We start from the raw sequence: 12,745 nt of genomic DNA, 5'->3' as shown, positions 1-12,745 counted from the left end.
GGGGAAATTGAATGAAGAAAAAGAAGCTTTGGACTTTAGGAGTAATGCTGCTCCTTATTCTCTCGACGATCTTAGCAGCTTGTGGCGGCTCTGATACAAAGGATACGGGTAGTAAAGATACTTCAACTGGTGGCGATACAGCTAGCAGTGGAGAACCGAAAATTTTAGTGTATGGTCGTGGAGGAGATTCTGTAGCACTAGACCCTGCTGTTGTAACAGACGGTGAATCCTTTACGGTTACAGCTAATATTTATGAAACATTGGTGAATTTTGGTGAACAAGATGTAACGATTCAGCCAGGTTTAGCAAAATCATGGGAGGCATCAGAGGATGGTTTAACGTATACTTTCCAGCTACAAGAAGGTGTGAAATTCCATGATGGCACAGATTTCAATGCTGAGGCAGTTGTTAAGAATATTGAACGTTGGAAATCAGGTGCTGATAAACACCCTTATTTTAGTTCGCAATTTCTCGTTGGTGACAAACAAGTAATTGAGTCAGTAAATGCAGAGGGTGACTATACAGTTGTCTTTAAGCTAAGCCAACCACAAGCACCGTTCCTGAAAAACTTAGCAATGTCTCCATTTGCGATTGCTTCACCCACTGCATTTGAAGCAGATGAAGAGGGATTGTCAGCAAATCCTGTAGGTACTGGCCCTTTCAAATTTGTCAGCTGGGTACGTAATGATTCAATCACAATTGAGAAAAATCCTGATTACTATATTGATGGCTATCCTAAATTAGATAAAGTAATTTATCGTTCTATTCCAGAGAACTCTGCACGCTTAAATGATTTATTAGCAGGCAATATTGATGTAGCTGATGGCATTAGTCCATCCGATAAAGGAACAATTGAGGGGGATGCTAATTTACAATTAATTGAGCGTCCATCTATGAACGTTGGCTATCTAGGGTTAACAGTGACACGCCCTCCATTTGATAATGTAAAAGTGCGTCAGGCAGTTAACTATGCAATTGATAAGCAAGCATTAGTGGATGCATTTTATGAAGGGCTAGCAGAGCCAGCGAAAAACCCAATGCCACCAGTAATTTCTGGCTATAATGATGAAGTTGCAGGCTATACGTATGATCCGGAAAAGGCGAAAGCATTACTTGCTGAAGCAGGTTACGATGGCAAGGAAATTGAGCTTTGGGCAATGCCAGTACCACGTCCATACATGCCTGACGGTCAAAAAGTGGCAGAAGCGATTCAAAAGAACCTAGAGGATGTAGGCATTAAATCTAAAATTGTGTCATTTGAATGGGCTACTTATCTAGAGAAAGCACAAAATGGTGAGGCGGATGCATTCTTACTTGGCTGGACAGGTGATAATGGGGATGCGGATAACTTCTTATATACTTTATTAGATGGAGATAATATAGGCTCGAACAACTATACATTCTATGATAATCAAGAATTACACAAGTTGTTAACAGCCGCTCAAACTGAAGTCGATGAGGACAAGCGTAATGAGCTTTATAAGCAAGCTCAAGTCATTATTTCTGAGGATGCACCATGGGTTCCGCTTGCTCACTCTACTCCAATTTTAGCTGCTAACAAGAAAGTTACAAATTATATTGCGCATCCTACTGGCTCTGACCGTTTAGGTGCGGTAGATATTCAATAGTCATTTTATGAGTTGAATAAAAGAATTAGTGAATCTGCTTGCTTTTCTGCGGGTAAGCCGTGGAATTCTAGCAGATTCTTTTCTAGTATAAGAAAACCATATCATTTTCTCCTGTATGAAAGATCACTCATCTAAACATTCAAAACCGTTTGGTGAAGGCTCAACCTTTCAACAGTATATAAAGACTTCAAAGTAGATTATGAAAATCATAGAGAGGTGATGAACATGCTTCACTATATGGGGAGACGTTTATTTCAACTAATCCCAGTTTTGCTTGGAATGACTTTTATTGTCTTTATGTTAATACGAGCAATACCTGGTAATCCCGCTCAAGTTATTTTGGGACAACAGGCGACAAAAGAGGCAGTCGAGGCATTAAACGCAAGTTTAGGATTAGACAAACCCTGGTATACACAATATTTTAGTTATTTGGCAGGCATTTTTCAGGGAGATTTAGGGGTTTCCTTACGTACAAAATTACCTGTATCAGATGAAATTTTTCCATACTTAGCTGCAACAGCTGAGCTCGCCTTTTTTGCGATGATTATTGCGATAGTTATCGGTGTGAATGCTGGTATTATTTCTGCTTGGTTTCAAAATTCTTGGTTTGATTATACAGCGATGATTGTTGCATTAATCGGTGTTTCTGTACCGGTGTTCTGGCTTGGGTTGATGGAGCAATGGACATTTAGTAGTAAGCTTGGTTGGTTGCCTACCTCTGGCCGAGAAGATGTCCGAAATCCTATAACCGCCATAACCCATTTTTATTTATTGGATACGCTCATTCAAGGTCGCTTCGATCAATTCGTCGAAGTCTTAAAGCGACTCATATTACCAGGTGTCGCACTGGCAACTATTCCGATGGCTATCATTGCAAGAATTACAAGATCTTCTATGCTAGAGGTTATGCGCTCAGATTATGTTCGCACTGCAAGAGCAAAAGGCCAAAAAATGTTTATTGTGGTTTATAAGCATGCTTTAAAGAATGCCGTTATTCCTGTGTTAACAGTAATTGGTTTACAAACAGGATTACTGCTTGGTGGGGCCATTTTAACAGAGACTATTTTTAGTTGGCCAGGAATTGGTCGCTATATTTATGATGCGATTGGCTTCAGGGATTATCCTGTGATTCAATCAGGAATTTTAATCGTTGCATTTATTTTCATCATGATTAACTTAATCGTGGATTTACTGTATACAGTTGTCGATCCGCGTATTAAATACAAGTAGAAGGGAGTTGCAATGATGACTGGAGCAATCGATATAAAAAAAGAAGCAGCACCAGTGCGAGAAAGGGCAGTAGGTCCATGGCTCGAAGGCTGGCGTAGCTTTAAAAAGAGCAAAGTTTCACTCGTAGGAGCAGGAATCGTTATATTCTTCGTTTTACTGGCTGTCATTGGTCCTTTCATTGCACCACAGGGCATCAATGAACAAGATTTAACGAAGCGTTTACTGGCACCATCCGCTGATCATTGGTTTGGAACGGATGATTTTGGACGGGATATCTTTTCGAGAATCATACATGGTGCAAGGATTTCACTATGGGTAGGCTTTTTTTCCGTTATTTTATCCGTTATAATTGGTAGTTTACTTGGCATTATCGCAGGCTATTATGGGAAATGGATTGATACGATTATTTCACGTATTTTTGATATTATGCTAGCTTTCCCTAGTATGCTGCTGGCGATTGCGGTCGTATCAGTGCTAGGTCCATCTTTACAAAATGCATTAATTGCCATTGCTATTATTAACATACCGAACTTTGGGCGCTTAATCCGCTCTAAAGTATTAAGTGTTAAAGAAGAAGAATATATTGTAGCGGCAAAGGCTATTGGCATGCGTGATTCACGAATTCTGTTTTCTCACATTTTGCCAAATTCTATCACTCCGATTATTGTACAGGGGACGCTAGCTATTGCAACTGCCATTATTGAAGCGGCGGCATTAGGTTTCCTTGGTCTAGGCGCGCAAGCACCAGCACCTGAATGGGGAAAAATGCTTGCGGATGCTAGGAAGTTTTTATTAAACGCACCATGGACAATGATTTTTCCAGGGTTAGCGATTATGTTAACGGTTCTTGGCTTTAACTTAATGGGTGATGGTTTACGTGATGCACTAGATCCGAAAATGAAAAATTAGTAATTAGATTCATGAGCCTTCTACAAGTTAGAAGGTTTTTTTCGGCTCTTTCGAAAAGGAACTCTTTTACAGGTGAAGCGTCCTTTATAGAAATATTCCTATAACAATAAATAAAAAAAGAGAACCTTTCGGAGCCATTTATTGAATTTTTTGTCACGTTATTTTAGACTGAAAGTATGGTTAATAAAGGCCATCTTACTGGGTAGATGATGACTTTACATATAATCTTTTAATTAGAATACATATTTTAGGAGGGTGATCAAATTGGCAATTAATTTACAAAAAGGACAACGTGTTGATTTAACAAAAGGGAACGCAGGATTAAACAAGATTAAAGTAGGTTTAGGATGGGACCCTGTCGGCCAAGAAAAAAGTGGTGGCTTCCTTGGCGGTTTATTTTCTAGTAGAAATAGTGGCAGTGGTAGAAGCGTTGACTGTGACGCCTCTGTATTAATGCTGCAAGACGATAAAGTTTTAGCTGGGGACGATGTCATTTACTTTGGCAAATTAACAAGTAACTGTGGCTCTGTTCGACATTCAGGTGATAACTTAACGGGAGATGGCGATGGGGATGATGAAGTAATCACAATTGAGCTATCGTCTGTTCCGACACAATTTAATAAGCTAGTGTTTGTCGTAAACATCTATGATGCGGCAGGCAGAAACCAACACTTTGGTATGATTCGAAATGCATATATCCGTGTGTATGATGACAGGACAGGAAGCGAACTAATTCGCTATAATTTAAGTGATGATTATTCGAATTTAACGACGTTAATCTGTGGTGAAATTTACCGCCATCAAACTGAATGGAAATTCGCAGCAGTTGGTTCAGGAACGAACGATCTCAAACTTGGCGACGTTGTTCGAAGATATCAATAAAATAAAACGACTATTTAGGAGGAAGAAAAAGCATGGGTATTTCACTACAAAAAGGTCAAAAGGTAGATTTAACGAAAACAAATCCGGGATTAACAAATGTAATTGTTGGTTTAGGTTGGGATACAAATAAATATGATGGTGGAAATGATTTTGATTTAGATTCCTCTGTATTTTTACTTGCCGATACAGGAAAAGTAGCAGATCAAAATGACTTTATTTTCTACAACAATACAACAGGCGGTAACGGATCAGTTGAACATTCAGGTGACAATTTAACAGGTATTGGTGAAGGTGACGATGAAGTGGTGAAAGTTGCATTAGCTCAAGTTCCTGCCCATGTTCAACGACTTGCATTCACTGTAACTATTCATGATGCAGAGTCACGCAATCAAAACTTCGGTATGGTATCGAATGCATACATTCGCATTGTAAATGCTGCATCCAACCAAGAACTAATTCGCTATGATTTAGGTGAGGACTTCAGTATTGAAACAGCTATTGTAGTTGGTGAATTATATCGTCATAACGGAGAATGGAAATTTAACGCAGTAGGTGCTGGCTATCAAGGTGGCTTAGCTGCTTTATGTAATGACTACGGCTTGAACGTAAACTAAATTTTCATCTTTGGACGGAAAGGGAGATTTTGAATGGCTATCCAATTAAGTAAAGGGCAAAGAATTGATTTAACGAAGCAAGACCCTGGTTTAAACAACATCGGCATTGGCTTAGGCTGGGATGTCAAACAGTTTGATGGTGGGCAAGATTTTGACCTTGATGCATCTGTATTTTTACTAGATGCATCGGGCAAGTGTCGTAATGAACAAGATTTTATCTTTTACAATAATTTAGCGAGTCCAGACCAATCAGTTGTTCATGCGGGTGATAACCGCACAGGGGAAGGGGATGGGGATGATGAAAAAATCCTTGTCAACTTAAAGCAAGTATCTCCTCAAATTGACAAGATTGTTGTAACGGTCACTATCTATGATGCAGAGGGACGTCATCAAAACTTTGGACAAGTCCTAAATGCTTATGTTCGTTTGACAAATGAAGAGTCAGGAGCAGAGGTATTGCGTTATGATTTAGGCGAGGATTTCAGTATTGAAACAGCCGTAGTATTTTGTGAGCTGTATCGTCATAATGGCGAGTGGAAGTTTGCCGCAATAGGCTCAGGCTATCAAGGTGGCTTAGCAGCATTAATCAACGCATATGGCCTACAATAACTAGGTATATGACGAGGTTTTTGTGTGGATGTAATTAATGAGATATTAAGTACATATGCACAGTTTTTAAAGTATAGGTTCTATTAGTAGGCGGGATGTAGGAATACTCATGATGCATACGATTGCTCTTGTATTCCTATGTTTAATTGAACGAGTGTCAGAGCTTGAAACGAGTGCTTATATACTAATTCCGACTATTGTATGGAATATGTTTGCGCATATTTTTGGATTCCATCTATTACATGAAGCATTTTTCATTATTCTAATTGCTGCGTTCTTATTGAGTTCTTATTGACATTTGTTGTACACAGGATGAATTAGAAAACAGCAGTGTAACAAGGCACTGTATTGGTCTGTATAAACAGGCTGATACAGTGCTTTTTTTACAAAAGGCATAATTATAGGGGAGTGGATTAGATGCAACACTTTGCAACAGAAGCAGAGACAATTTTTTATAAGAAGCCGCAGCCTTTTACGAAATGGGCAACGCCAGATATTTTATCCTATGCACTAGGGGCTACTTTGTATATGCCCGCTTCCATGCCTAATATTGTAGGTTTGATTCAATCACAAAAATATAAAGAACTCACGTCACTTGTCATTGATTTAGAGGATGCAGTGGGGGATTCAGAATTAGGTGATTGTGAGGCAAAATTGCTTGAAGACATTAGCGAATTATACAAACTCTATCACCAAAAACAATTGCTACTCCAAGATATTCCCTTACTTTTTATTCGTGTGCGTCATGTTGAACAATTTAATTATTTAACTTCTAGTTTAAAAGAGAAGCAGGAAGTTTTAACTGGGTATGTCTTTCCGAAATTTACAGCAACACAAGGGGCACAATATTTTGAGCTTCTTGAGAAAACAATTCTAGAGAATAATCTTACCTTATACGGGATGCCAATTTTAGAAAGTAGGGAGGTACTCTATAAAGAATCTCGTATGGAGGCATTATTAGCCATTAAATCGGTTTTACAGCAGTACCAATCAAGGGTGTTGAATATACGAATTGGCGCTACTGATTTTTGTGGAATTTATGGAATTCGCCGCCGTATGGACTCGACCATATATGACATTAGCTTAATAAGGGATTGTATAGCGGATATAGTGAATGTTTTAGGGCGTGAGGAAGATGGCTTTGTGATATCTGGGCCAGTATGGGAGTATTTTAGTAATCAGCGTGTGTTAAAACCAGCCTTACGCATGACGCCATTTAGTGAGAAGGGTGCGCTTGAAACGAGGAAAGCGTTATTAGACGATTGCTTAGATGGACTAATAAAGGAAGTTTTAATGGACAAACAAAATGGAATTGTGGGTAAAACGGTGATTCATCCAAGTCATATCCGTGTTGTGCATGCACTATACGCTATTTCATATGAGGAGTATTTAGATGCACTTAGTATTGTGGAACATAATGATGGTAGTAAAGGTGTGATGAAAAGTCATTATGCTAATAAAATGAATGAAATCAAACCACATATGCGGTGGGCACAACGTATTTTAAAACAGGCACATGTCTATGGCGTTTATCATGAAACTGTGGATTTCGCCTCCCTATTATTAAATTCAGAACTAGGTGGTCATATGTATGCAACAACAAATGAGTAAACTTACTATTTTACCAAACTATTCAATTGACATTGAAATCACCCATAACCCACACGATTTTGCGCTAACAGATTTATTTCAAATGGCTGCTCGTATTAATAAGAAGCGACAATTTTTATTTATAAGCACTGTGCTTGGCAAGCATTTGGCTGTTCGACCGCAAATCCCTTTACTAACAGGAGCTCTTTTAGCTATGATGTACGACCAGCAAGGTAATAATCAAAAAGTCAATACGATTACGCCTGTTGTTCAAGCTTTAAAAGAAGGCATAAATTTAGAGGAGCTACAAAATTCTATGAAAGGAAGCGTAGAGTTAGCACATAAGACATTGTTTATTGGATTTGCGGAGACGGCCACTGCACTTGGGCATGCCGTATTTAATGCATTTCAATCAAATGCTATGTATATCCATACTACTCGTGAAGTTATTCCTCATATTGAACCATTTGTCACATTCGAGGAAGAACATTCCCATGCGACAAGCCATAGAATTTATACAGAGGAACCTAATGTTTTACAGCAAGCTAAGCGTATCGTATTAATAGATGATGAAATTACGACTGGGAATACGGTCATCAACATAATTGAAACATTAAAAAAGAAGTTTCCTGATGTTAAACAGTACGTCGTCCTATCTATTTTAGATTGGCGATCAGAGCAGCAGCGAATAGTCTTTCAGCAATTAGAAGAGCAATGGGAAATTTCTATTAAATTTATCTCCATAATGTGTGGGACATTCAATTGTACAGGAGTACCTAGTTTAACAAGTGTACAGCCGAAGGTAACGACTATTGCTACTAGGGATATCACTCTACTGCCCATTAAAGACTCCATTGATCGTCTTTTCTATTATTCTGTTGCAGAGAATGGCAAAATAAACAATCAGCCGTACCTAAAAGCAACAGGAAGATTTATGCTAACATCAAAACAGCATTTTGAACAAATGAACATGTTACAAGCCATCGCCAAGCAATTAAAGGAACTACGAACGGATGGACCAGCTTTGGTGATTGGAACAGGTGAGTTTATGTATGTACCTATGCAAATTGCATCCTATTTAGGGGAAGGTGTTTATTTCCAATCATCAACTCGCAGTCCTATTTATTGTACAGACGATGTAGATTATACAATTACAGAAAAAATTGTATTTGAGAGTCCCGAAAATAACGGGGTTGAAAATTATTTATATAATGTCCAGAGCCAACTATATACGGAACTTTTTCTAATAATAGAACGTATATCCAATAAAGAGGTAGTAGATCGAATGGTGGCAGCTCTTCAGTCGGTTAGTGGGGCGAAGGTATATGTGATTTGTATGCATGAGTTGGAGGGAGTATGATGACATCGACTTTACAGCCAGATAACATGGGTAGCTATGCACGAGAGGACGTAATTTTTTTATTGCGTGATATTGGAAATGTTTTTCTAGAGATGGGTAATGAAAAACGGGAACAGCTTATTCAAGCAGGTACGCATTACTCTGAAATGTTACCAATGGAATATCAACCATCTAAAACATATATGAAGCTATTTTATAAAACCTTGGATGCTTTCGCGGATAGAATTGCTATCGCTGTTGGGGTAGTAGCAGAACGTATCGTCAAAAGTAGAGGGTTAGAAAATTTAATACTTGTAAGTTTAGCCAGAGCAGGTACACCAATCGGTATTTTAATTAAACGTTACATATCAATGAACTATAAGGTGGATGTACCACATTATTCTATTTCTATTTTGCGTGGTCGTGGATTTGATGAGGCGGCGATACGTTACATTCTTTCAGAACATCCTCAAGGCTGTCTTCAATTTATTGATGGTTGGACGGGAAAAGGCGCTATAACCAAAGAATTGATTCAATCTTGTCAAACGTTTAATGAACAATATCAAACGCAGTTAAAAGCGGATCTAGCTGTATTAGCAGATCCAGGGCATTGTGCTACGATTTTTGGAACTCGCGAAGATTTTTTAATTCCTTCTGCTTGTTTAAATTCAACTGTCTCTGGCTTGGTAAGCAGAACCGTTTTAAATTTGCAGTTTATGGATAAGGACGACTTCCATGGAGCAAAATACTATAAAGAATTAGAAGATATGGATGTCTCGAACTTGTACATAAATCGTATAGTCGCATGCTTCAAGCAAGTACGGAATGAAATTACCAGTCAACTTCAGGATGAAGCTACCTCTCTTATTACGTGGGCAGGTATGAAATCGGTCCAAAATATTCAATTGGATTTTGACATGGAAAACATTAACCTTATTAAACCAGGTGTTGGAGAAACGACCCGAGTTTTATTGCGACGAATACCTTGGAAAATCTTAATTAATCCACAGTATAAGGATGAGCTAGAGCATATTTTATTATTAGCTCATGAAAAAAATGTAGTATTAGAAGAATATTCGCATATGTCCTACGCATGTTGCGGCTTAATAAAAGAATTATAGAGGAGTTCAAAATGATATTATTCACATCAGATTTAGATAGAACACTGATTTATTCTAAACGCATGATGGAGATGTTTCCGCCTATTTCAGATAAAGTGGTCGTTGAACATAAGGCTAATGAAAAGATGAGCATGATGACAAAAGAAACAGCTATTTTATTGCAACAGGTTCATCAGCAAACACTATTTGTCCCTGTTACAACTAGAGCGTTGCATCAATATAAAAGAATCCATTTTATAAATGACCTGAACCCTTCTTTTGCAATTACGAGCAATGGGGGTACAATATTAGAAAAGGGTCAGCCATGCGACAAATGGACCAAAACATTAGGTAGACGTATTGAAGATTCTTCAATTCCACGTGAGGATATGTTACAAATATTTCACACCATCAAATCTGATACATGGCTACAACGTTCTTTCTATATAGATGACCTTTTTTATGTCCATCATGTAAATCTGGATGTTTTACAACAGGATGATTTACGCGCCATGACTCAAGAATTCGATACCCATGGTTGGTACGTTTTTCTGCAAGGGAAAAAACTATATTTCATGCCAAAGGTTTTGACCAAGGAAGCTGCCATACAATATATGATGGAGTTTTGTACATACGATGTGCATATAGCAGCAGGCGATTCTATGATGGATTATGGCATGTTGAAGATGGCTGATGTGGCTTTTACACCAAACCATGGTGATTTAAAGGATAAACAGCCAGAAACACTACTTAATACAACATACTCGCCGTATGAGGGTGAAGCATTTACCAAGCATTTGCTTCAGGCTGTTTTACAGCATACTACACAACAAACAGTAGTATAGTTTTTTCGCTACCGCTAAATCATCAGTATCTTCACAGATGCAAATGTGATGTAATAATTTTTCGTCAAGTACTTCCTCGTTAGCATACAACCAAGTTGTTGTGCCGAAGGTGGATTGAACATGAGGTTTTTCGAAGTAATGGCGGCAATCATCTTAGGTTTTTACAGGAGTTTTACTTATGTGATAGTGGAATAAAACTTCTTATTTTACTTGATTGCCTTTTTGGGATGTTAGTTTTGATTTTATTTACGTTTAACGTTTTCAAAAATTACTAGAGAATATGAAGAAAATAATATTGATTAAATTTATATATCCGTTGAATTAAGCTTAAGGATGATTTTTTTAGGGGGTGCGTTTGTATGCAAACAATCACAATAAAAACAATAGTCGAGCGTAATCAAGATGATTGGCTACAGGCGTTTCAAGATTCACCAAAGAATCGTGCATTTTATGAGGAAACACCACAACAAATATGTTTTAGCCGTATGGCTCTACGCGTTTTAGGCGTACCAATCGAGGAAGATGAATATTTTAATTCATTATATACCTTATCTCAAAACCAAAATATTCATATTTTAAGTGAAGAATTAAATAAGCACATTGAACAAAAAGACTTTCAAGCCATACAAAATATTTTATCGCAGCATCAGCAAACACCTAAAGGACTTACCATTAATCGTTTAGTGGCGATGATGTATGGGTATCAACTGATTCCAAAACATGATGACAGCATTATGAATCGACATTTACAGCTAACGACTATTAAGGTTATAGAATTATTTCAACATCAACAATCGCTAGGTTTACTTTCCAATGAATTTCGTCGTTTCTTAATTGATCTGGTGAAGTGGTTAAAAAACCATTGGATTCAATGGGCTAAAGCTTTGAAGCCAACCGATGATTTCCCTAAAGTTGTTTGGTATGGAGAGGCCACTGTTAGTCAGCGATATTTTTTGTTACTCCTAATGGAACTTGGCTGTGATGTATTAATATTTCATCCAGCAAAAGTAGATGAATTTGCTGAGGTGGATCCTAATGATGATTTTTCCATCAGCTATTCATATACAAGCCAAACATCATTACAGCCATTTCCTGACAAGCTCCGTGATCGTCAGGCAACTGTAGGCTATCGTTCTAGTCAGCATTTTGAACAATTAATGCATGACCAGCAATCAGGAGTCTATAGACCGTGGCAATTCAAAGATTTTATGCCACGCTCACTAACTTTGCGTATGACCTATGATGATATTTTTATTTATGCGAAGGAAAAGGCATTGGTACGACCCCAATTTGATGTCAATGGAAATGAAGTAGTGATTCCTGTCATCTTTGCAAAAATCAGCGGAGTCTCAAGCCAGCGTGAGGAATACTGGCATTTCATGCATCAGTTATTAATAAACCCACAAACTATCTTCGTGCAGGAATTTCCTTTTACAAAAACAAGCAAGGCCAACTTTCATTTTCACTATAAACATTGCTTAGTAAATGGTGAACTTTCAGCAGAACGTATTATACAAAGTGATTGGTGGCAGTATGGTGAATTATCATTGGAGCTGCAACAAGCCATTGCGTATACGATCAAAACATCTTGTGAGCAACCAATGTTAAAACAGCAACCAAATGAGACTTTATATGATTTACAGTTATTTGTATTTAAGCAGCTGACAATGATTCCTCAAGAAATACTGCGATTATTGCAAAGCTTCGACTATTCACAAGAGATACCGAAGATTATTATGTATCAAGCGCCGCAGCAACCTGCATTATCGCGCGAAGATATTGCCTTATTAGCATTTTTAAATCGTTTCGGTATGGATATCATTTTTTATAATCCGACTGGACAATTAGATTTAGAAAAGCATCTGCTGGAGGACACATATGATGTGCATCGTTTAGAGCATATGTTATTTGATTTGCCTTATGAAGAACCATCGCAGCAAAAAGCGGCACCGGATAAAATTATTAAAAAGCTCTTTAATCGCTTTTTCTGATGATAGGA

Annotated in this window: 12 protein-coding genes; all 12 read left to right on the top strand. The window is 37.9% G+C overall.

Translation table 11 applies throughout. The features are described from left to right. Nucleotides 1-11: 11 nt before the first annotated feature. The gene (locus tag A2J09_RS15495; protein ID WP_012292109.1) at nt 12-1,628 is read left to right on the top strand and encodes an ABC transporter substrate-binding protein; all 1,617 of its coding nucleotides are present in this window, start codon (nt 12-14) and stop codon (nt 1,626-1,628) included. A 225-nt stretch (nt 1,629-1,853) separates the two neighbouring features. Then, nucleotides 1,854-2,858, top strand: coding sequence for an ABC transporter permease (locus A2J09_RS15490; RefSeq protein ID WP_031416888.1), 1,005 nt, complete (start codon nt 1,854-1,856; stop codon nt 2,856-2,858). Nucleotides 2,859-2,870: 12 nt separating this feature from the next. Next, a complete protein-coding gene (gene nikC / locus A2J09_RS15485) occupies nt 2,871-3,767 on the top strand; it encodes a nickel transporter permease (protein WP_012292111.1) in 897 nt (298 codons plus the stop codon). 264 nt (nt 3,768-4,031) lie between these two features. Beyond that, a complete protein-coding gene (locus A2J09_RS15480; RefSeq protein WP_012292112.1) occupies nt 4,032-4,649 on the top strand; it encodes a TerD family protein in 618 nt (205 codons plus the stop codon). Between the two features lie 32 nt (nt 4,650-4,681). Further along, complete coding sequence (locus tag A2J09_RS15475) at nt 4,682-5,263, top strand: TerD family protein (protein WP_012292113.1); 582 nt, start codon at nt 4,682-4,684, stop codon at nt 5,261-5,263. A 33-nt stretch (nt 5,264-5,296) separates the two neighbouring features. After that, nucleotides 5,297-5,872, top strand: coding sequence for a TerD family protein (locus A2J09_RS15470; protein WP_012292114.1), 576 nt, complete (start codon nt 5,297-5,299; stop codon nt 5,870-5,872). 109 nt (nt 5,873-5,981) lie between these two features. Continuing rightward, a complete protein-coding gene (locus A2J09_RS15465; protein WP_012292115.1) occupies nt 5,982-6,167 on the top strand; it encodes a hypothetical protein in 186 nt (61 codons plus the stop codon). A gap of 122 nt (nt 6,168-6,289) precedes the next feature. Beyond that, complete coding sequence (locus A2J09_RS15460) at nt 6,290-7,483, top strand: HpcH/HpaI aldolase/citrate lyase family protein (RefSeq protein ID WP_012292116.1); 1,194 nt, start codon at nt 6,290-6,292, stop codon at nt 7,481-7,483. Beyond that, nucleotides 7,464-8,822 (top strand): phosphoribosyltransferase family protein, encoded by a 1,359-nt coding sequence (locus tag A2J09_RS15455; protein WP_012292117.1) that lies wholly within the window; start codon nt 7,464-7,466, stop codon nt 8,820-8,822. The genes A2J09_RS15460 and A2J09_RS15455 overlap by 20 nt, the downstream gene beginning before the upstream one ends. Beyond that, nucleotides 8,822-9,922 (top strand): cysteine protease StiP family protein, encoded by a 1,101-nt coding sequence (locus tag A2J09_RS15450; protein WP_036160459.1) that lies wholly within the window; start codon nt 8,822-8,824, stop codon nt 9,920-9,922. The genes A2J09_RS15455 and A2J09_RS15450 overlap by 1 nt, the downstream gene beginning before the upstream one ends. 11 nt (nt 9,923-9,933) lie before the next feature. Then, entirely contained in the window at nt 9,934-10,746 is an 813-nt protein-coding gene (locus A2J09_RS15445) for an HAD family hydrolase (protein WP_036160461.1), read from the top strand. Nucleotides 10,747-11,105: 359 nt separating this feature from the next. Continuing rightward, nucleotides 11,106-12,737 (top strand): YceG family protein, encoded by a 1,632-nt coding sequence (locus A2J09_RS15440; RefSeq protein WP_012292120.1) that lies wholly within the window; start codon nt 11,106-11,108, stop codon nt 12,735-12,737. The last annotated feature ends 8 nt before the right edge of the window (nt 12,738-12,745 follow it).

The sequence above is a fragment of the Lysinibacillus sphaericus genome, assembly GCF_001629735.1.
Lineage (GTDB): Bacteria > Bacillota > Bacilli > Bacillales_A > Planococcaceae > Lysinibacillus > Lysinibacillus pinottii.
Note: the sequence above shows the minus strand (reverse complement) of the source record. Positions and strands in the feature narration are given on the sequence as shown.